The 20,434-nt window shown below is 66.0% G+C and carries 20 protein-coding genes and 1 riboswitch; of the genes, 4 read left to right on the top strand and 16 right to left on the bottom strand.

Annotated elements, in window-relative coordinates:
* Positions 1 to 33: 33 nt before the first annotated feature.
* The 4 genes from AB3X95_RS08300 to ruvC all read right to left on the bottom strand — a co-directional run bounded on the left by AB3X95_RS08300 (position 34) and on the right by ruvC (position 3,336).
* Positions 34 to 1,008, bottom strand: coding sequence for an oxygenase MpaB family protein (locus tag AB3X95_RS08300; RefSeq protein WP_368621059.1), 975 nt, complete (start codon positions 1,006 to 1,008; stop codon positions 34 to 36).
* A gap of 23 nt (positions 1,009 to 1,031) precedes the next feature.
* On the bottom strand, positions 1,032 to 2,093 hold the full coding sequence (ruvB, locus tag AB3X95_RS08295) for a Holliday junction branch migration DNA helicase RuvB (protein ID WP_013090500.1): 1,062 nt from the start codon (positions 2,091 to 2,093) through the stop codon (positions 1,032 to 1,034).
* 30 nt (positions 2,094 to 2,123) lie between these two features.
* Positions 2,124 to 2,705, bottom strand: a complete 582-nt coding sequence (ruvA, locus tag AB3X95_RS08290; protein ID WP_018421776.1) for a Holliday junction branch migration protein RuvA — start codon at positions 2,703 to 2,705, stop codon at positions 2,124 to 2,126.
* Between the two features lie 88 nt (positions 2,706 to 2,793).
* Positions 2,794 to 3,336 (bottom strand): crossover junction endodeoxyribonuclease RuvC, encoded by a 543-nt coding sequence (ruvC, locus tag AB3X95_RS08285; RefSeq protein WP_008919621.1) that lies wholly within the window; start codon positions 3,334 to 3,336, stop codon positions 2,794 to 2,796.
* Positions 3,337 to 3,467: 131 nt separating this feature from the next.
* Between ruvC and AB3X95_RS08280 the strand changes: the two genes are divergently transcribed.
* Complete coding sequence (locus AB3X95_RS08280) at positions 3,468 to 3,707, top strand: hypothetical protein (RefSeq protein ID WP_176121812.1); 240 nt, start codon at positions 3,468 to 3,470, stop codon at positions 3,705 to 3,707.
* Between the two features lie 74 nt (positions 3,708 to 3,781).
* Here AB3X95_RS08280 and purH read toward each other — a convergent pair whose 3' ends face one another.
* The 5 genes from purH to AB3X95_RS08255 form a co-directional block, all read right to left on the bottom strand.
* Positions 3,782 to 5,347: a bifunctional phosphoribosylaminoimidazolecarboxamide formyltransferase/IMP cyclohydrolase gene (gene purH / locus AB3X95_RS08275; protein ID WP_368621058.1), complete on the bottom strand. Its 1,566-nt coding sequence runs from the start codon at positions 5,345 to 5,347 to the stop codon at positions 3,782 to 3,784.
* 56 nt (positions 5,348 to 5,403) lie between these two features.
* Entirely contained in the window at positions 5,404 to 5,637 is a 234-nt protein-coding gene (locus AB3X95_RS08270) for a Fis family transcriptional regulator (RefSeq protein WP_013090496.1), read from the bottom strand.
* Complete coding sequence (gene dusB / locus AB3X95_RS08265; protein WP_368621057.1) at positions 5,634 to 6,713, bottom strand: tRNA dihydrouridine synthase DusB; 1,080 nt, start codon at positions 6,711 to 6,713, stop codon at positions 5,634 to 5,636. Before dusB ends, AB3X95_RS08270 begins: the two co-directional genes overlap by 4 nt.
* 186 nt (positions 6,714 to 6,899) lie before the next feature.
* Positions 6,900 to 8,171 (bottom strand): UbiH/UbiF/VisC/COQ6 family ubiquinone biosynthesis hydroxylase, encoded by a 1,272-nt coding sequence (locus AB3X95_RS08260; RefSeq protein ID WP_368621056.1) that lies wholly within the window; start codon positions 8,169 to 8,171, stop codon positions 6,900 to 6,902.
* Positions 8,172 to 8,177: 6 nt separating this feature from the next.
* The gene (locus tag AB3X95_RS08255; RefSeq protein WP_368621055.1) at positions 8,178 to 9,584 is read right to left on the bottom strand and encodes an aminopeptidase P N-terminal domain-containing protein; all 1,407 of its coding nucleotides are present in this window, start codon (positions 9,582 to 9,584) and stop codon (positions 8,178 to 8,180) included.
* 211 nt (positions 9,585 to 9,795) lie between these two features.
* On the opposite strand from AB3X95_RS08255, the gene AB3X95_RS08250 reads away from it, so the two are divergent.
* Positions 9,796 to 10,410 (top strand): glutathione S-transferase C-terminal domain-containing protein, encoded by a 615-nt coding sequence (locus tag AB3X95_RS08250; RefSeq protein ID WP_176105091.1) that lies wholly within the window; start codon positions 9,796 to 9,798, stop codon positions 10,408 to 10,410.
* A gap of 87 nt (positions 10,411 to 10,497) precedes the next feature.
* Here the strand turns inward: AB3X95_RS08250 and lnt are convergent, their stop codons facing one another.
* From lnt to miaB, 6 genes are all read right to left on the bottom strand, one after another.
* Positions 10,498 to 12,255: an apolipoprotein N-acyltransferase gene (gene lnt / locus AB3X95_RS08245; protein ID WP_368621054.1), complete on the bottom strand. Its 1,758-nt coding sequence runs from the start codon at positions 12,253 to 12,255 to the stop codon at positions 10,498 to 10,500.
* A 119-nt stretch (positions 12,256 to 12,374) separates the two neighbouring features.
* Positions 12,375 to 13,280, bottom strand: a complete 906-nt coding sequence (locus tag AB3X95_RS08240; RefSeq protein WP_176105093.1) for an HlyC/CorC family transporter — start codon at positions 13,278 to 13,280, stop codon at positions 12,375 to 12,377.
* 219 nt (positions 13,281 to 13,499) lie between these two features.
* Positions 13,500 to 14,159 carry a gamma-glutamylcyclotransferase gene (locus AB3X95_RS08235; protein WP_176121805.1) on the bottom strand — a complete coding sequence of 220 codons (660 nt, stop codon included), beginning with the start codon at positions 14,157 to 14,159 and terminating at the stop codon, positions 13,500 to 13,502.
* A gap of 32 nt (positions 14,160 to 14,191) precedes the next feature.
* Complete coding sequence (gene ybeY, locus AB3X95_RS08230; protein ID WP_176105095.1) at positions 14,192 to 14,653, bottom strand: rRNA maturation RNase YbeY; 462 nt, start codon at positions 14,651 to 14,653, stop codon at positions 14,192 to 14,194.
* Between the two features lie 90 nt (positions 14,654 to 14,743).
* Positions 14,744 to 15,829, bottom strand: coding sequence for a PhoH family protein (locus AB3X95_RS08225; protein WP_184226454.1), 1,086 nt, complete (start codon positions 15,827 to 15,829; stop codon positions 14,744 to 14,746).
* Positions 15,830 to 15,890: 61 nt separating this feature from the next.
* The gene (miaB, locus tag AB3X95_RS08220) at positions 15,891 to 17,276 is read right to left on the bottom strand and encodes a tRNA (N6-isopentenyl adenosine(37)-C2)-methylthiotransferase MiaB (protein WP_176121803.1); all 1,386 of its coding nucleotides are present in this window, start codon (positions 17,274 to 17,276) and stop codon (positions 15,891 to 15,893) included.
* Between the two features lie 409 nt (positions 17,277 to 17,685).
* Between miaB and AB3X95_RS08215 the strand changes: the two genes are divergently transcribed.
* Both AB3X95_RS08215 and ribB read left to right on the top strand, forming a co-directional pair.
* On the top strand, positions 17,686 to 18,393 hold the full coding sequence (locus AB3X95_RS08215; protein WP_368621053.1) for a helix-turn-helix domain-containing protein: 708 nt from the start codon (positions 17,686 to 17,688) through the stop codon (positions 18,391 to 18,393).
* 138 nt (positions 18,394 to 18,531) lie between these two features.
* Positions 18,532 to 18,715, top strand: a riboswitch (FMN riboswitch).
* Positions 18,716 to 18,864: 149 nt separating this feature from the next.
* Complete coding sequence (ribB, locus tag AB3X95_RS08210; RefSeq protein WP_176365615.1) at positions 18,865 to 19,584, top strand: 3,4-dihydroxy-2-butanone-4-phosphate synthase; 720 nt, start codon at positions 18,865 to 18,867, stop codon at positions 19,582 to 19,584.
* Between the two features lie 98 nt (positions 19,585 to 19,682).
* Here the strand turns inward: ribB and AB3X95_RS08205 are convergent, their stop codons facing one another.
* Positions 19,683 to 20,369, bottom strand: a complete 687-nt coding sequence (locus AB3X95_RS08205) for an HAD family hydrolase (protein WP_176121800.1) — start codon at positions 20,367 to 20,369, stop codon at positions 19,683 to 19,685.
* Between the last annotated feature and the right edge of the window lie 65 nt (positions 20,370 to 20,434).

Here is a 20,434-nt window from a genome sequence, read left to right as displayed (position 1 = left end):
GAAGCCGACAATGGCCCGGCTCGCGCGGCGCGATCAATCCTGCCGCCGCACCGCCGCCGCGCGCCGCCGGGCCCGCTTCGATACGCCATTGATCAACGCCCAGCGGATTACCGGCGCGACGACCCGCACGCCAGGCCGTGCGAGAGTTCGACGCAGCACCGCGTAGCGATTCAAATCGAGCATCGACTGCGCCCAGTCGGGCAACAGATCGACGCCCGCGTTGAGCATCAGCGTGCCGGCGGGCCGCATCGCGAAGCTCGGTGCCGGCGCGTTCATCAAAATCCTGACGACTTCGCGCGTGCGCTCGCTGGCGACGAGGGCGGGCCGCATCGCGAGCAGGTAGGCCTCGATCTCGGCGCGCGAGCGCGGAATATCGACGGCGCCGAGCATTTCCGCGATGCGCGCGGTTTCCGCGAAGTATTGATCCTGCGCGGTGACGGACAGCACCGGATTCACATAGCGCAGATGAGCGGTCATGAAGCTCGACACCTCCGCGACGTGCACCCACGTCAGCAGCGCGGGCTCACTAGCGCGATACGACTGGCCGTCCGGTGCGACGCCGGTCACGTCGAGATGAATGCGCTTCACACGCTCGATCAACGCGAGCGCATCGCTCTTGCTGCCGTACGTCGTGCCGGCGATGAACGTCGCCGTGCGACGCAGCCGGCCTAGGATGTCGGTGCGAAAACTCGAGTGGTCCCAGACGCCCGCGAGCGCGAGCGGATGCAGCGCTTGCAGCAGCAGCGCGCTGATGCCGCCCGCCATCATCGACGTGAAGTCGGCGTGGACTTTCCAGCAGACGGAGTTCGGCCCGAACAGGCCGGGGTCGCCCGGCGGCGACGAGTAATCGAGCACCGGTCCGCTACCGGTCGTCAGATGGGTGACGCTCGCGGCGAGTTTCGAGCGCAGGCGGTGGGTGAGGCGCGCCGCGAAATTGCCGGACGGGTCGCCGGCGGGATTGACGGGTGAACGGTTGGAAGGGCCGGGTTGCTCGGTCTGATCGGACATCCTGGTCGGCCTCGTCGTGTGACTCAGTTCGTGGAATTCCACAGACCCGGCAGCGCGCTCGACGAATCCGGCGCGGCCAGCCCGAAGTGCCTATACGTGAGCAGCGTGGCGACGCGGCCGCGCGGCGTGCGCTGCAGGAAGCCCTGCTGGATCAGATACGGCTCGAGCACGTCTTCGATCGTGTCGCGTTCCTCGCCGATCGCCGCCGCGAGATTGTCGACACCGACCGGGCCGCCGTCGAACTTGTACAGGATCGCTTCGAGCAGCTTGCGGTCCATCAGGTCGAAGCCGACCGCGTCGACGTCGAGCATGCTGAGCGCGGCGTCGGCCACCTGCGCGGTGATGTTGCCGTCGGCCTTTACTTCTGCGAAGTCGCGCACGCGCCGCAGCAGGCGGTTCGCGATACGCGGCGTGCCGCGCGCGCGACGGGCGATTTCGAAGGCACCGTCCGGATGGATCTGCGCGCCGAGCAGCGCGGCCGAACGCGTGACGATGCGCGCGAGCTCCTCGGCGTTGTAGAACTCGAGTCGCGCGACGATGCCGAAGCGGTCGCGCAGCGGATTGGTCAGCATGCCCGCGCGCGTGGTCGCGCCGACCAGCGTGAACGGCTGCAGATCGAGTTTCACGCTGCGCGCGGCGGGCCCTTCGCCGATCATGATGTCGATCTGATAATCCTCGAGCGCCGGATAGAGGATTTCCTCGACGACCGGTGAGAGCCGGTGAATTTCGTCGATGAACAACACGTCGTTGGCTTCGAGATTGGTGAGCAGCGCGGCGAGGTCGCCGGCGCGTTCGAGCACGGGCCCCGACGTTTGCCGCAGATTGACGCCCATCTCGCGCGCGATGATGTGCGCGAGCGTGGTCTTGCCGAGGCCTGGCGGGCCGAACAGCAGCACGTGGTCGAGCGATTCAGAACGGCGCTTGGCGGCCTCGATGAAGATTTCGAGCTGGCCGCGGACTTTCTCCTGCCCGACATATTCGTCGAGCTGACGCGGGCGCAGCGCGCGTTCGAACGCTTCTTCGTTCGGCGACACGGGCGTGGCCGCGATGATGCGCTCGGCGGCGAGTTTGTCGGTTTCGATCATCTGCTCATTGTACCGCGCACGGATCGCGCATCAGCCCTTCGAGAGCGCCTTCAGCGCGAGCTTGATGCCCTCGGACACGCCCGTGCCGGCCGGCACGTTCTTGATCGCCGCGAGCGCTTCTTTTTCCGAGTAGCCGAGCGCGAGCAGCGCATTGAGGATGTCCGAAGCATGGTCGGATGGTGACGCGGCGCCCGCCATCGCACCGAGGTCCGCGCCGAGCTTGCCCTTCAGTTCGAGCAGCAGCCGCTCGGCGGTCTTCTTGCCGATGCCCGGCACACGCGTGAGGCGCGCGGCGTCCTGCATCGTGACGGTCTGCGCGAGCTCCGCGACGCTCATGCCCGACAGCACCGCGAGCGCCATGCGCGCGCCGATGCCGGAAATCTTCAGAAGCTCGCGGAAGGTCGCGCGTTCCTGCGCGGTGCCGAAGCCGTACAGCAGATGCGCGTCTTCGCGCACGATCATCTGGGTGAGCAGCACGATGCGCTCGCCGGTCGACGGCAGGTTGTAGAACGTGCTCATCGGCACGTCCACTTCATAGCCGACGCCGTTGCAGTCGACGAGCAGATGCGGCGGGTTTTTTTCCAGCAGAACGCCGGCGATGCGACCGATCATGGCGGATTAGTTTTCAGAGTCGGATGGGAATGCGCGAGTGTAGCGCAGCGGATCGGCGGCGCGAACGGCATCGCGTGTCTACGTTGCGCTAGCCGACGAGACGCCCGCGCCGCACCCGCAGACCCTTCTTCGCGAGCGCCGGTGCGATGCCGCCGAGCGTGCTCAGCGTTGAGCCGCCGTGCGCATGGCAGATGGCCATGCCGAGCGCGTCGGCGGCGTCGGTGCCCGGCACGCCCGACAGGCTCAAGAGCCGCACGACCATCTGCTGCATCTGCTCCTTGGTCGCGCGGCCATAGCCGACCACTGACTGCTTCAGCTGCAGCGCGGTGTATTCGGCGACCGGTACGCCACCCGCGACGAGCCCGCAGATCGCGGCGCCGCGCGCCTGGCCGAGCAGCAGCGTCGACTGCGGATTGACGTTGACGAAGACTTTTTCGATCGCCGCCTGATCCGGCGCGTGCTCGCGGATCAGCGTCGAGATGCCTGCGAAGATGGTGCCGAGCCGCGACGGCAGATCGGCGTCGGCGGTGCGGATCACGCCGCTCGCGACGTAGCGCAGTGTGTGGCCGTGTTGTTCGATCACGCCGAAGCCGGTCACGCGCAGGCCGGGGTCGATGCCGAGAATTCTCATGAAGTGCCGCACAAGCGATAAAAACCAGGTGCCTGCGATACTACAACGAACGCGGCGTGCGGCGGACCGCTGACAGCATGCCTGGCGGAATAAAAGCTGCTGAAGGCTTTGCACGAGGAGGGCGATCGGGAATGGAGCGCTACCGCAATCTCAGCCGCGACTCGGGCGTCGACGCCTATGAAATCGGCGACGATTTCATCAAGGTGCGCTTTCGGCCGGGTGTCGTGTATTGGTACACAGAGGCAAGTGTTGGCGCCGAGCATCTCGCGGTACTGAAGCGTCTCGCGCGGCGCGGCCAGGGTTTGGGCACGTACATCAGCCAGCATGCGCAAGTGCGGGACGGTTACGCGCGCAAAGATCCGGACGATTGAACGCGTCGCTGCAAGACAAAAGGCCCGGCGGGACAACCCGCCGGGCCTTTTGTCAGCTACCGAACTTCAGCCGATCAATGACGGAAGTGACGCACGCCCGTCAGCACCATCGCGATGTTGTGCTCGTCGGCGGCCATGACCACTTCGTCATCGCGCACCGAGCCACCCGGCTGGATCACGCAGGTCGCGCCTGCCGCGACCACGACGTCGAGACCGTCGCGGAACGGGAAGAACGCGTCCGATGCGACCGCCGAACCGGTCAGCGTCAGGCCGGCGTTCTGCGCCTTGATGCTCGCGATACGCGCCGAGTCCACGCGGCTCATCTGACCCGCGCCGACGCCGAGCGTCATGCCGTTCGCGCAGAACACGATCGCGTTCGACTTCACGTACTTCGCGACACGCCATGCGAACAGCAGATCGTCCATTTCCTTCGGCGTCGGATGACGCTTCGTGACGACGCGCAACTCGCGCGGCTGCACGTTCCTGGAGTCGAGCGACTGCACCAGCAGGCCGCCACCGACGCGCTTCAGATCGAAAGTGTTATGGCCTTCGCCCAGCGCGATTTCGAGCAGACGCACGTTCTGCTTCGCCGCGAATACCTGACGCGCTTCGGCGCTGAACGACGGCGCGATCAGCACTTCGACGAACTGCTTCGCAACGGCAAGCGCCGCCGCTTCGTCGACTTCACGGTTGAACGCGATGATGCCGCCGAACGCCGAGGTCGGGTCGGTCTGGAACGCCTTCGAGTACGCTTCGTGCGCGTTCGCGCCCACCGCGACGCCGCACGGATTCGCGTGCTTGACGATCACGCAGGCCGGCACGTCGAAGGTCTTCACGCATTCCCACGCCGCGTCGGAGTCGGCGATGTTGTTGTACGACAGTTCCTTGCCCTGCAACTGGTTGTAGTTCGCGAGCGCGCCGTCCGGCACGGTCAGGTCGCGGTAGAACGCCGCGTTCTGGTGCGGGTTTTCGCCGTAGCGCAGGTCCTGCACCTTGTTGAACGCCAGGTTTAAGGTGGCCGGGTACTCGTTGCGCGACGAGTGCTGCAACTCGTCGGTCAGGCTCGTCAGGTAGTTCGTGATCGCGCCGTCGTACTGCGCGGTGTGTGCGTACACCTTGGTCGCGAGACGGAAGTTCGTCTTGTATGACACCGTGTTGCCGTTCGCGCGCATTTCGTCGAGCACGACCGCGTAGTCGGCCGGATCGACCACCACCGTCACGTCACGATGATTCTTCGCGGCCGAGCGCAGCATCGTCGGGCCGCCGATGTCGATGTTCTCGATCGCGTCTTCGAGCGAGCACTCTTCCTTCGACACGGTCTGCACGAACGGGTACAGGTTCACGACCAGCAGGTCGATGGTCGGAATGTCGTGCTTCTCGAGCGCGGCCATGTGTTCGGGCAGATCGCGGCGCGCGAGGATGCCGCCGTGCACCTTCGGATGCAGCGTTTTCACGCGCCCGTCGAGCATTTCCGGGAAGCCCGTGTAGTCGGCGACTTCGGTGACGGACAGGCCCGCGTCCGCGAGCAGTTTCGCGGTGCCGCCGGTCGACAGGATCTTGATGCCGAGGTCCGACAGCGATTTGGCGAAGTCGACGATGCCGGACTTGTCGGAAACGGAGATGAGCGCTTGCTTGATCATGATGAAGACGAAAAGCCGAAGGGGAAACGTGGCAGGGCGCGAGAAACTACAACGCGCTACAGCAAACCGTGTTGTTGCAGCTTCTTGCGCAGCGTATTGCGGTTGATGCCGAGATACTCGGCGGCCAGCGACTGGTTACCGTTGGCCTGCTCGAGCACCACTTCGAGCAAGGGTTTTTCCACGCATGAAATGACCATGTCGTAGACGTCGTGCGGATTGGAGCCGTCGAGATCCTGGAAATACACATCCAGGCTGTCGCGGACAGATTGTTCGATGTTGTTCTTGCTCATGCTGCTAGTCGGTCGGTGTTGTTGTCCTCGCCCTGGCTGTCGAGCCCGGGGTTGCCGGGCGCTTCGTCGACGTAGACGAGGCGGTCTGAGATCGCCTTTTGCGCGTCAAAGAACTCGTTGACGGCGAGGAGTTGTTCGCGCGTGGTGTCCAGCGTATTCATGCGATGCCGGAACAGGTTGGCGCCGGAAAGGCCGCGAGTGTACCAGCCGATGTGCTTGCGCGCAGTGCGGACACCGGTAAATTCCCCGTAAAAAGCGTAGTGATCTTCGAGATGTTCGTTCATCACCTGCTGGATTTCGTCGATGCGCGGCGGCGGCAGCAGCTCGCCCGTTTGCAGGAAATGTTCGATCTCGCGAAACAGCCACGGACGACCCTGCGCGGCCCGCCCGATCATGATCGCGTCCGCGCCGGTCGCGGCCAACACCTCGCGCGCCTTTTCCGGCGACGTGATGTCGCCGTTCGCGACGACCGGAATGTTGACCGCCGCTTTCACGGCAGCGATGGTTTCGTACTCGGCGTCGCCGTGGTACAGGTCGGCGCGCGTGCGGCCGTGCACGGTCAGCATCGAAATGCCCGCGGCTTGTGCGAGACGCGCGACGTTCAGCGCGTTTTTGTTCTCGCGATTCCAGCCGGTGCGGATTTTCAGCGTGACGGGTACCGCGTCGGGCCCGACGCCAACTGCGTTCACGACAGCCTCGACGATTCGCTGCACGAGCGGTTCGTTCTGCAGCAGCGCCGAGCCGGCCGCTACGTTGCAAACCTTCTTGGCCGGGCAGCCCATGTTGATGTCGATGATCTGCGCACCGTTCGCGACGTTGTAGCGGGCGGCCTCGGCCATCATGTGCGGGTCGGCGCCAGCGATCTGCACCGCGATCGGCTCGACCTCGCCTTCGTGATTCGCGCGGCGCATGGTCTTTTCGCTTTTCCACAGCTGCGCGTTCGACGCAACCATTTCCGACACCGCGTAGCCCGCGCCGAGCCGTTTGCACAGCTGGCGAAACGGCCGGTCGGTCACGCCGGCCATCGGGGCGACGAACAGGTTATTGCGCAGAATGTGGGGGCCGAGAGTGGGCATGACGTGAGCGTGCGCCGACGTCGGGTCAGATTTGACAATCGTGACGGCCGGCGCAGCGCGAAATGCGAGGGAAAACCACCATTTTAGCGTTAACGGGTTGCCGGGACTCGCGAACCGGGTCTCGTAACCTGTTAAATCTTCTATGAAAGTCGCGCGGCTCATAGAGCCTCGCGGCGTTTTGCGTCCTTAGCGGCGCTGGCCGAACATCATCTGGCGGGCGAGCGCGGTTTTCACCGGCGGGACGAATTCGAGTGCGGTCAGCGCGAGGCCGCGCAGTACCGCGAGCGGCGCGAAGTCGATGGTAAACAGGCGCGCGAGCGTGTCGGTCGAACCGATCGTCAGGCGCCGGTCGAGCGCGCGGCGCTGCGCGAAAGTGGCGAGCGCGAGCGGCGTCGGGCCCTCGGCCGACAGCGCATCGGCGAGAGCGTGCGCGTCTCGCAGGCCCAGGTTGAGGCCTTGGCCCGCCACCGGATGCAAGGTCTGCGCCGCATTGCCGATCGCGACGATGTGGCCGTTCACGAGCGTGTCGACCGTGTTGAGACCGAGCGGGAACGACGCACGGCCCTTGATGTGCGTAAAGCGGCCCATGCGGTCGCCGAACGCGGCATCGAGCTCGCGCAGGAACGCTTCGTCGGAGAGCTGAGCGCGGCGCGCGGCTTCGTCGGGCGCGCAGCACCAGACGAGCGCGTAGTCGGCGCCGCGTACGCCGCCCATCGGCAACAGCGCGATCGGGCCTTGCGACGTGAAGCGCTCCCATGCAACGTGCGGCTGCGGTGCGGACGCAGTGACCGTGCCGACCAACGCGGTCTGGCCGTAGTCGCGCGAGCCGGCGTGATTTTCACCAATGCTGCGTGCGCCGGCGTCTTCGTCCGTGGCGCGGCTCGGGTTTTTCGCGTGCTTCTGGTCGCCGAACAGGCCGCCCTCGGCGTTCACCAGAATCCGCGTGCGCAACTGGCGCGCGACGCCCGCGGTTTCGATCGGCAGCGTGACGCCGTCGAGCTCCTGAACCGGCGCACCGGCCGACGTCGAGCGGAACCAGTGGACCGGCGTCGCGTGCACGGCGTCGGCGAGGCCATGCACGATCGAGCCGTAACGCAGCACGTAGCCGAGCGCGGGCAGGCCGTGCTCGCGATGATCGATCAGCGTGCGGCCGAAATGACCGCGCTGCGACACGTGGATGCGCTCGATCGCGGTGGCGTCGGCCGGCCAGCGCAGCGGCTCGAGGATCATCCGGCTGCCGTGCGAGACCGCGATCGCGCGCGGATCGGCGATCGAGTCTTCCGGCTCGCGCGCGTCGACGAGCGCGATCTTCAGCTCGCGCGTCACGCTGCGGCGCGCGAGCCAGCCGGCGAGCGCGAGGCCGACCGGACCGGCGCCGACGATCGTCACATCGAAATCGAACCCTTGCTGGTGGGAGGCGGGCCTCAAGATCACCGCCGCTGGAGACGCTTGATTCATCGCCGATCAGCTCCTCTGTTGATGAGCCGCTCGTGCTTCCTGCATCAGCGCCTCGATCTCGTCGGCGGCGACCGGCACGTCGCGCGTGATCAGCTCGCAGCCGGTCGGCGTGACGATCGCGTCGTCCTCGATGCGGATGCCGATGTTCCAGTAGCGCTCGGGCACACCCTCGGCCGGGCGCACGTACAGGCCCGGCTCGATCGTCAGCGTCATCGACGCGCGCAGCGTGCGCCACGGCAGCGCGCCCGCTTCGTCGCGCGGCGCGCCGCGCTCGCGGTAGTCGCCGCAGTCGTGCACGTCCATGCCGAGCCAGTGGCCAGTGCGGTGCATGTAGAACGGCGCGTAGGCGCGCTCGGCGATCACGTCGTCGACCGATGCGAACTTCGCGCGCGGCACGATGCCGGTGTCGAGCAGCCCCTGCGACAGCACGCGCAGCGCGGCCTGATGCGGATCGTCGAAGCTCGCGCCGGCGCGCGTCGCATCGACGGCGGCCTGCTGCGCGGCCAGCACGATGTCGTACAGCTCGCGCTGCGCCGGCGTGAAGCGGCCGCTCGCCGGGAACGTGCGCGTGATGTCGGACGCGTAGCCGTCGAGTTCGCAGGCCGCGTCGATCAGGATCAGGTCGCCGTCGCGCGCGATCGCATTGCCGGCGGGGTAGTGCAGCACGCACGCGTTCGCGCCGGCCGCGACGATCGACGTATAGGCCGGCGCCTGCGCGCCGAACTTGCGGAACGTATAGAGCAGTTCGGCCTCGAGCTCGTACTCGCGGATACCGGGCCGGCACACCGCCATCGCGCGACCATGCGCGGCCGCCGAAATCTGCCCGGCGCGGCGCATGATCGCGAGCTCGTGGTCGTCCTTGACGAGCCGCATCTCGTCGAGCAATGGCAGCAGATCGCGCGCGGCCGTGGGTGTGACGGTGCCGCTGCGGCTTTGCGCACGCACCGCGTCGAGCCAGCCGCGCACCTGCCCGTCCAGATGCGCCGAGGTGCCGAGCGCATAGTGCAGCGCCGGCTTGTCGGCGATGATGCGCGGCAACTGCGTGTCGAGTTCGCCGATCGGGAACGCGGCATCGAGCCCGAATGCTTCGCGCGCGCCGTCGGGGCCGAAGCGGAAGCCTTCCCACGTTTCACGCTCGACGCTCTTTTCGCGGCAGAACAGCACCGACGCGGGCGCGCCGGGCGCAGCGCTGGCATCGAGCACCAGCAGCGCTTCGGGCTCGGTGAAGCCGGTCAGATAATAGAAGTAGCTGTCGTGGCGGTACGGATAGTCGGTATCGCGGTTGCGCAGCGCTTCCGGCGCGGTCGGGACGATGGCGACGCCGCCGCCCGCGGCGCGCAGCGCGGCGAGAACGCGCTCGCGGCGCGTGCGGTAGACGTCGATGGCGATGGTAGGTTCGGTCGGCTGGTTCATCGTGAGATTGTAGCGCCGCGTGTCTCCTGGCCCCATTCTCCGCGCACGACATCGACTCCCTTTGTGCGGATTCCGACGGCGCGGCGGCCGCCGTCATGTTGCAATCCGTCCACAGCGGCTCGGCGGGCAGTTCGCGAAGACGCCGCCAGCACGTTCGCGAAAGCCTTAGACCACTTATACTTTCGCCGGATTCAGAAAAAGGCAGAAGGTCATGATGAAACTCATCGGTTCGTTCGGCAGCCCGTATGTGCGTAAAGCGCGCATCGTGCTCGCCGACAAGAAGATTGACTACGAACTGGTGCCCGAGAACGTCTGGGCGCCGGATACCCGGATTCACACCTTCAACCCCCTCGGCAAGGTGCCGTGCCTCGTGATGGAAGACGGCGAAGCCGTGTTCGATTCACGCGTGATCTGCGAATACGTCGATACACTGTCGCCGGTGGGCAAGCTGATTCCGCCGTCCGGGCGCGAGCGCATCGAAGTGCGCTGCTGGGAGGCGCTAGCCGACGGCGTGCTCGACGCGGCCGTGCTGATCCGGCTCGAAAGCACGCAGCGGGCGCCCGAGCAGCGCGTGGACGCATGGGTCGCGCGGCAGCAGCGCAAGATCGACGAAGCGCTGATCGCGATGTCGCAGGGGCTTGGCAGCAAGCCGTGGTGCGCGAGCAATCACTACACGCTGGCCGACATCGCGATGGGCTGTGCGCTCGGCTATCTGGACTTCCGTATGCCGGAACTGAACTGGCGCGAAGCGCATCCGAACCTCGACAAGCACTTCCAGAAGCTGTCGCAGCGGCAGTCGTTCATCGATACGGCGCCGAAGGATTGACGAAGCTCGAATGAGCATAAAAAAATGCGCCTGCATGTCAGGCGCATTTTTTTTGCGGGCGGTGTTCGTTTGACGCGGGCGCCGGCGTTACCGCTTGCCGTTGCGCCGCCGCGCGATCCCCGGTCCGAACGCGAAACCGATCGCGAGCAGCAGCACCGACACCGCGAGCACCGTATTGTTGCCGCTCGTCACGTAAGGCGTGTTGCCGGCGGTGCCTTGCACGTTGACGTCGAGCGAGCCGACCGTGTATGGCGTCAGGCGCCCGATCACGCGGCCGTTCGCGTCGATCGCGGCGGTCATGCCGGTGTTGGTTGCGCGCAGCATCGGCCTGCCGGTTTCGAGCGAGCGCATGCGCGCGATCTGCAGATGCTGGTCGAGCGCGATCGTGTCGCCGAACCACGCGAGATTGGTCGAGTTGATCAGCACGCCGGCGGGCGTCGCGTTCTCGCGCAGCGTGCGCGCGATTTCCTCGCCGAAGATGTCCTCGTAGCAGATGTTCACAGCGACCGGCTGGTTATGCACCATGAACGGCTTTTGCACCGGCGGGCCGCGGAAGAAGTCGCCGAGCGGTATGTTCATCAGGTTCACGAACCAGCGGAAGCCCCACGGCACGAATTCGCCGAACGGCACCAGATGGTGCTTGTCGTAGCGATAGATTTCGTGCGAGCCGGGCGTGACGCCGAACAGGCTGTTGGTGTAGTCGACCACCCGGCCGTCCGGCGTGATCGTGCCGCCGATCGCGCCGAACAGCAGCGAACTGCCGGTCGAATCGGTGAATTGGCGGATCGCGGCCGCGAAGTTCGGCGGCAGCTGCTGCGCGAGCACGGGGATCGCGGTTTCCGGCGTGACGATCAGATCGGCCGGCTTCGACGTGATCATTTTCTGATACTCGTCGACCGCCACGCGCAAGCCGGCTTCCTCGAATTTCATCTCCTGCTTCACGTTGCCTTGCAGCAGGCGCACCGTCAGCGGCGCATTGGCGGGTGTCGTCCACTGCACGAGCGGCAGCAGCAGGCCGATCACGAGCAGCGCGAGCGCGACGCAGGCTGGCACGGCGATGGCGGCAACGCGCGTGCCGCGGCCGCGCGCGGCGCGGCTGTCGACGTCACCAGCGGCGCCGGCGTTCGGCTCGCGCGATTCATTGGCACGCCCGGGGCGCCACGACGGCAGCAGTGCCAGCAATGCCTGCACGATCAACGCGGCCGTCAGCGCGACCATCCAGCCGACGCCATATACGCCGACCACGGGCGCAAACCCCGCCAACGGGCCGTCGACTTGCGCGTAACCGGTGGCGAGCCAGGGAAAGCCGGTGAACACCGTGCCGCGCAGCCATTCGCCGATCGCCCACGCGCTGGCAAAAGCCAGCGCGCCGTGCCAGGTCGGCGAGAATGGCGCGCGGTCGTCGGCCGCGCCGTTGCGCGCATGGCCCGCGCAGAACGACCATATCCCCGCGGCGAGCGCCGGGTAGAGCGCGAGATACAGCGAGAACAGCACGAGCGCCGTGCCGGCGAGTGGCGCCGGCATGCCGCCGTAGTAGTGCATGCTCACATACAGCCACCAGACCCCGCTCACGAAGTTGCCGAAGCCGAACGCGCCGCCCGTCAACGCGGCGCTTTTCCAGCCGGTGCTGCGCGTGAGCCACGCGAAGAAGAACACGAAGATCGCGAGTTGCAGCCAGCCGCCATGCGGCGTCGGCGCGAACGACAGCGTATTGGCCGCGCCCGCGGCCAATGCGACGAGGTAGTGCCAGCGCGGCAGCGCGCGGCTGCGCGTGACGTCGTCGGTGGCAGCGGGGGCGGGAGCGCTCACGCCGCGGTGCGAACGGGAAGTGATCGGGTCGGCCATTGTTGCGCGGTCGGCGTCGGAAGTTGAAAGGGTAAATCAGCGGGCCAACGAGTCGGCCACATGCGCCCGCAATAACAACGCGCGGGCGCTCGGGCCGTGCATCGGCCCGAGCCGCCGGTTCAGGTCTGCACGTGCTGCGACTCGCGTTCGCGCTGGCCCGCGAGCGGGTCGCGGCGCACCAGCAGCATGTGGATCTGACGCGCGTCGCCGCGCAGGATCTCGAAGATCAGATCGTCGAGGCGCACTTTCTCGCCCCGATGCGGCACCCGGCCGAAGTGATGCGTGACCAGCCCGCCGATCGTGTCGACTTCTTCGTCTGAATAATGCGTGCCGAAGGTGTCGTTGAACTGCTCGATCTCGGTTAGCGCGCGCACCCGGAAGCGTCCGTCCGGCGACGCGATGATGTTGCCGCTTTCCTCGTCGAAATCGTATTCGTCCTCGATGTCGCCGACGATCTGCTCCAGCACGTCTTCGATCGTGATCAGGCCCGCGACGCCGCCGTATTCGTCGACGACCACCGCGAGGTGGTTGCGGTTCACGCGAAAGTCGTGCAGCAGCACGTTCAGCCGCTTCGACTCGGGGATGAACACGGCCGGGCGCAGCATGCCGCGCACGTCGAATTCTTCTTCGGCGTAGTAGCGCAGCAGATCTTTCGCGAGCAGCACGCCGATGATGTTGTCGCGATTGCCCTCGTAGACTGGATAGCGCGAATGCGCTTTCTCCAGCACGTAGGGGATGAATTCGGCGGGATTGTCGGCGATGTTGATCGCGTCCATTTGCGCGCGCGGCACCATGATGTCGCGCGCGCTCAGTTCCGACACCTGGAACACGCCTTCGATCATCGACAGCGAGTCGGCGTCGATCAGGTTGCGCTCATGCGCGTCCTGCAGAATTTCCAGAAGTTCGGCCCGCGAGTCGGGTTCGGGCGAGATGAAGTCGGTCAGGCGTTCGAGCAGCGAGCGCTTTTCCTGCGGTTTGTCGAGATGGCGTCCGGTATGGCGTCGACTGGGATACGTGTCGTTCATGGTAGTGCGCCCGGCGAGACTGGGCGCGCTGTTACAGAGCGTTAAGGATACACCAGGCACATGGCGGAACCGTGTCCGGCCGGGCCTGGCGATGAGTGAAGCCAAGGTGAAACGGCCGCGCCGCGAAGGCGGAGCGTGGAATCATCCTAACCGATTACGCGGGCAAAAGCGCTCGCCGGCAAAAAAGTCGCGGGTGGGGTTTTCGCCGAGATGACGAAATTACACGGCCGGCTTGCAGCGCGCGAGCAGCGCTTCGAGCGCGCGGTCCGGCATGCCGCTTTCGCGCAGCGCATGCACGGTGCGGCTTACGTAATCGAAAGTCGTGCCGTAGCGGCCGCTCGCGCAGCCCAGCACGGTCTGAATGATGTCGTCGCGCAGCTTGCCGGTGTAGCTCGGCACGTCGCGGCGCATCACGAAGGCGAGCGCGTCGACGCGCCGGCCGTCCGCGAGTACGCACGGCAGCCACGCGGGACGGTACGAGCCCATCGGCATTTCGCGGCGCCACAGTGCTTCGAGATGCGGCATCGAGCCATCGGCCGCGAGCCGGAACGCCATGCCGGTGCACGAGCCGCCGCGATCGAGCGCGAGCACGAGGCCGGGCTGCTCGGGCGTGCCGCGATTCACACGCGACCACAGATAGAGGCCGCGGTGATAGCCATGCACCTTCGAGCGCATCGCTTCGACGGTGGGCAGTCCCGGGTTCCAGATCAGCGAGCCATAGCCGAACAGCCACAGATCGCTCTGGCGGTCCCAGCCGCGCAACGTGCATTCAAGCGACGCGCGCAGTTCGTCGTCAGTCAGAAGCCGCGAGTCGCCGAGCACCGGCGGGTAGTCCGGACAGGGCACAGGAATCTCGGTTTCGGGGGACGGAGTGCTCACGGTGGGTTCGGTTGGACGAGGGGCCGGGACGTCTATTGATAAGGGTCCGGAAAGCCGAGCCTGGCGAGGATTTCGGTTTCGATCGCCTCCATTTCCTCGGCTTCTTCTTCAACCTCGTGGTCGTAGCCTTGTGCATGCAGCGTGCCGTGCACGAGCAGGTGCGCGTAATGCGCGGCAAGCGGTTTGCCCTGCTCGGCGGCTTCCTTCTCGATCACCGGGCAGCACAGAATCAGATCGCCCGTCACCGGGTCGTCTTCCGATTCGGCATAGGCGAAGGTCAGCACGTTGGTCGCGTAATCCTTGCCGCGATAGGTGCGGTTCAGCGTGCGGCCTTCTTCGGCGTCGACGAAGCGAACCGTCAGTTCGCCGTCTGCGAACAGCGCCGCCTTGATCCAGCCGGCCACCGTCGCGCGCGGCAGTAGCGCCTTGTGTTCCGGCCAGGCTTTGGCAGCGGGGAATTGCAGGCTCAGCGTTAGTTTTGGGGTGCGGCTCATGCGGTTTCTGTGCGTGGCGTTCGTGGCTCAGTCGTTTTTTGCGGCATGGTGGCGAGGCCACGTGGGCCTCGCGCTGCGAAGCGCATCGCTTTAGCGCGAATCGGCCGCGGCGGTCGACTTCTGCGCATGCGCATCGTACGCCTCCACAATTCGCGCGACCAGCGGATGGCGCACCACGTCCGCGCTCGTGAAGCGCGTGAGCGCGATGCCGCGCACGTTCGCGAGCACCTGCTGCGCTTCGATCAGCCCGCTCTTCTGGCCGCGCGGCAGGTCGACCTGGGTCGTGTCGCCGGTGACGACCGCCTTCGAGCCGAAACCGATCCGCGTGAGGAACATCTTCATCTGCTCGGGCGTGGTGTTCTGCGCCTCGTCGAGGATGATGAACGCGTGATTCAGCGTGCGGCCGCGCATGTACGCGAGCGGCGCGATTTCGATCATCTGCCGCTCGAACATCTTCGCGGTTTTGTCAAAGCCGAGCAGGTCATACAGCGCGTCGTACAGCGGACGCAGATACGGATCGACCTTCTGCGCCAGATCGCCCGGCAAAAAGCCGAGCCGCTCGCCTGCTTCGACGGCCGGGCGCGTCAGCACGATGCGTTTGACCTGGTCGCGCTCGAGCGCGTCGACCGCGCAGGCCACCGCGAGGTAGGTCTTGCCGGTGCCGGCCGGGCCGACGCCGAAGGTGACGTCGTGCGACACGATCTGCTTCAGGTACTCGCGCTGCGCCGGCGTGCGGCCGCGCAGATCCGCGCGCCGCGTGTACAGTTTCGGGCCGTATTCCTCGAAGTCGTCTTCGCTCGCATTGTCATCGGCGGGCTGGTCGAACGGATGATCGGGGTTGCCGGTGAAGCGCGTGTCGACGGCGTCGCCGCCATTGCCATTGCCGTTGCCGTTCGAACGATGGCGCGCCGGATGGCGCACTTCGACGAGCGCGAGCTGGATGTCGTCGACCGACAAGGGCTCGCGTGCGCTGTTGTAGAAGTTTTCGAGCGCGGTGAGCGCGAGTTTCGCGCCGCGCCCGCGGATCGTGATGCGGTGGCCACGGCGCTGCAGGGTCACGTCAAGCGCCTGCTCGATCTGCCGCAGATTTTCGTCGAGCGGTCCGCAGAGGTTGGCGAGCCGCGCGTTGTCATCGCGCGGTGCGGTGAATTCCAGATGCTGCTGAGTGGTCTTCAAGGCGGTGAGTCGATCCTGTCGGTTGCGATACTCAGAATGTCGGTCAGTGCGCTTAGCGTGCTCAGTGCGTCACGGCGGCGCTGTCGTCGTGAACCATCACCAGTTCGCCGCGCAGCGAGTGCGGGTACGCGTGCACGATCTTCACGTCGACCATCTGACCGATCAGCCGTGCATGCGACGCCACCGGCGCCGGGAAATTGACGACGCGGTTGTTCTCGGTGCGGCCCGCGAGCTCGTTCGGGTCCTTGCGCGCCGGGCGCTCGACCAGAATGCGCTCGACCTTGCCGACCATCGCGTCGCTGATGCGCTGCACGTTCTCTTCGATCGTGGCCTGCAGATGCTGCAGACGTTTCAGCTTCACCTCGCGCGGCGTGTCGTCGTGCAGGTTCGCGGCCGGCGTGCCGGGGCGCGGGCTGTAGATGAACGAGAAGCTCGTGTCATACTTCATCTCTTCGACGAGCGCCATCATCTTCGCGAAGTCTTCCTCGGTCTCGCCGGGGAAGCCGACGATCATGTCCGTCGACAGCGACAGATCCGGGCGGATCGCGCGCAGCTTGCGGATCACGGACTTGTACTCGAGCACGGTGTAGCCGCGCTTCATTGCCATCAGGATGCGATCGGAGCCGTGCTGCACGGGCAGATGCAGGTGACTGACGAGCTTCGGCACCTTCGCATAAGTGTCGATCAGGCGCTGCGTGAATTCCTTCGGATGCGACGTCGTGTAGCGAATCCGTTCGATGCCGGGGATGTCCGCGACGTATTCGATCAGCGTCGCGAAGTCGGCGATCTCGGTCGAGCCCAAGGTGAGTGCGCCACCGAATTTTCCACGATAAGCGTTCACGTTCTGGCCAAGCAGCGTGACTTCGCGCACGCCCTGGTCGGCGAGGCCGGCGATTTCGGTCAGCACGTCGTCGAGCGGACGCGACACTTCCTCGCCGCGCGTGTACGGCACGACGCAGTAGCTGCAGTACTTGCTGCAGCCTTCCATGATCGACACGAACGCGCTCGGACCTTCGACGCGCGCCGGCGGCAGGTGATCGAACTTCTCGATTTCAGGAAACGAAATATCGACCTGCGCGCGGCCGCTCGCGCGACGCTCGTCGATCATCTGCGGCAGGCGGTGCAGCGTTTGCGGACCGAACACGATATCGACGTACGGCGCGCGCGCGACGATCGATGCGCCTTCCTGGCTAGCGACGCAGCCACCCACGCCAATGATCAGATTCGGATTCGCGTCCTTCAGCTCGCGCACGCGGCCGAGGTCGGAGAAGACTTTTTCCTGCGCTTTTTCGCGCACCGAGCAGGTATTGAACAGGATCACGTCGGCGTCTTCCGGCGTGTCGGTCTTGACGAGGCCTTCAGCGGCACCGAGCACGTCGACCATCTTGTCGGAGTCGTACTCGTTCATCTGGCAGCCAAAGGTTTTTACATAAACTTTCTTGGTCATCGAATTTCGCCGGTCGCAGTGGTTAACCTGGGGGCGTCGTAAAAAGGTGAAGGAGGCCGCGGCGCGGGGCAGCGCGGCGCTTGATGGCCGGCTTGCGCGTGTCTTTGCAGCGTAACTGCATATTATAGCCCTTCACGCTGCGGGGGTTTTAGCGCTCATCAGGCGCTCATTGGCTGCTCCAGCGGCAGTCCCAGCGGGCTTGCCGGTTGATCCGACACCTGCGCGAAGCGCTCGGCGAGGAAATCGAGCAGCGCGCGCACGCTCGCCCAAGGCGCGTGAGTCGTCAGTTGCTTGCCTCCGCCATGCTGATAACAGTGTGACGATAACTTCGTTGGGCGCGGCGAGAGCCGATGCTATCTTGCCTCCACTTACTGCTCTTGCGCCGCTGGGCGGCGCTCTGGAGGCCAATATGCATTCCCCGCTCGCGCTGGTCCGCGATCCTTCGACCGATGGCGATACCAACGCCGCGCCGCGCTCTGCCGAACCGTTCGATGCGCTCGAACAGCTGGTCGGCGTGAATCTGGCGCGCCTGCGCGCCGAACGCCAGCTTTCGCTCGATGCGCTGGCGCGCGCGTCCGGCGTGTCGCGCGCGATGCTCGCGCAAATCGAGTCGGCGCGCAGCGTGCCGTCGATCAAAGTGCTGTGCAAGGTGGCGGCGGCGCTGAAGGTGTCGGTGGCGGCGTTCCTGCGGCGTCACGCGACCAACGGCTTCGAGCATCTGCCGGCCGAGCGTTCGGCCCGCGTGGTCAGCGCGAACGGGCGCTACTCGGTGCGCCCGCTGTATCCCGACGACGAGTCGATTGCCGCCGAGTTTCACGAGCTGCGGATCGCGCCGCTGCATACGGAGGCGGGCATTCGCCGCGCGCCGGGCACGACGGTGAATCTGGTGGTCAGCGACGGCACGCTCGAAGTCAGCGTGCACGACCAGCGCCAGCTGCTCGCGACCGGCGACGCGATCGTGTTCGACGCCGACCAGCCGCACAGCCTGCGCAATCCCGGCGACACCGAGGCGCGCGCGTTTCGCGTGACGCTGCGAGCTGAGACGCCGCCGCGCTGGGAAGTGCAGGCTGCGAGCGCCGCGCGCGATGAAGCTGCGCGCGAAGGCGTGCCGGGTTGAGAATCGACGGCATTCGAGGTTCTGGCGCAGCTCGGGGCGTCGATGCAGGGCCAACGCCGACAGTAGGGTCTTTGTTCGTCGCGCTGCAGCGCTTGCGCGACTGTTGTATGCTTCGCCGGCCGGTCAAACCGGCAATCAGTGCGTCTTCAGGGCGGGGTGCAATTCCCCACCGGCGGTAGGCCGACAGCGCGACAGCGTGAGCCGGCAAGCCCGCGAGCGCCCGCATCGAGTGGTCTTCGCAGTAGCGGAGATTGCGGCGGGGTCAGCAGATCTGGTCAGAAGCCAGAGCCGACGGTGATAGTCCGGATGGAAGAAGATGTGCAGATAGTCATGTGCGTTCCGCGATGCCGCCCGTAGCTTGGGCGGCTGATGATCGTCCGCTTTCGTGCGGCGTGCCAGGCGGCAGCGCGTCAGTCTGTTTGCAATGCCCTGAAACGTTTTTCGCCCAACTTTTGCGATGAGCGTTTCAATATGTCCTTTGCTACTTTTCCCGCTCCGTCGACGATTGCAGACGATGCCTTCGCCGATCTCCCTCTGCTTGCCACCGAAGCCGTTCCGCCGCGTATCGCCGCCGCCTTGCAGGCACTGCGCGAGGGTCGCGCCGTGGTGCTGCAGGACGACCACGACCGCGAGAACGAAGCCGATCTGATCGTCGCGGCCGAGCGCTTGTCGGTCGAAACGATGGCGCTTCTGATCCGCGAATGCAGCGGCATCGTGTGTCTGTGCCTGCCCGACGACAAGATCCGCGCGCTCGAACTGCCGCCGATGGCCGTCAACAACGAAAGCCGTCACGGCACCGCGTTCACGGTGTCGATCGAAGCGCGCGAAGGCGTCAGCACCGGCGTGTCCGCGCAGGATCGCGTGACCACGATCCGCGCTGCGATCGCCGATACGGCCACGCCCGCCGACATCGTGCGCCCTGGCCACGTGTTCCCGCTGCGCGCGATGCCCGGCGGCGTGCTGGCACGGCGCGGCCACACCGAAGGCACCGTCGATCTCGCGATCCTCGCGGGCCTGAAGCCGGCCGGCGTGCTGTGCGAACTGATGAACGCCGATGGCACGATGACGCGCGGTGCGGACGTCGAACGCTTTGCCGCGCAACATGATCTGCCGATGCTGACGATCGCCGAGCTGGTCGAGTTTCGCGAGACGCTCGCGCGGGTGCGCGAGGGCGCGATGGCCGAGGCTTGACGGGCCATCATGCTTCGAGCGGCACGCAGTGCCATGACGCAAAAAGCCGGTTCTTCGCAAGAAGAACCGGCTTTTTTTATCGGCGTTGCGCGAAACCGCTACGACTGCACGTCGCCGAACTCGCCGCGCACGCCCGCGTCGATCAGCGCCGGCAGTTCATCCATATGCTTGATGATTCGCGTGATGCCCATTGCGCGCAGCGCATCCGCATAGCCGTCCGGAATATGGCTCGCGCCGACGAAGGCGATCGTCTTCATGCCGGCCGCGCGCGCCGCGTTCAGGCCCGAGACGCTGTCTTCGACGACGAGGCAGCGCGCGGGCTCGACGCCGAGCGACGTGGCCGCGAACAGATAGACATCGGGATAGGGCTTTGGCCGCGCGACCTGCTCGGCGCTGAACACCCGCTCGCCGAAAATCTGCTGCAGACCGGCCCGCCGCACCGATGCGCTCACACGCGTCATGCGGCTGTTCGACACGACTGCGGCCGGCAGCGTCACGCGCTGCAGCGCGTCGCGCACACCGTGGATCGGACCGAGCGACGCGGCGAGCGCGAGCTCGACGTTGTGCTCGATCGCATCGAGGAAGTTCGCGGGCAGTGTGATGTCGAACAGCTTTTCGAGGCCGGCGAGAAAGCGCGAGGTTTGCTGGCCGAACGCGGTTTTGATGACGGGGGCGAAATCGATGCCGGGGAAGGTGGCCGTCAGCGTGTCGAACATCACGCGATCGGCGATGACTTCACTGTCGACGAGCACGCCGTCGCAGTCACAGATGAGGTGGTCGATCATGCCTGAAAAACGATAAGCGCAATGCGCGCGGGCGGCGAGTTGCGGGGCCCGCTCGCCGGGGTGAA

Source organism: Paraburkholderia sp. BR13444, from assembly GCF_040948755.1.
Lineage (GTDB): Bacteria > Pseudomonadota > Gammaproteobacteria > Burkholderiales > Burkholderiaceae > Paraburkholderia > Paraburkholderia youngii.
This window is presented reverse-complemented; position numbering and strand designations above follow the sequence as displayed.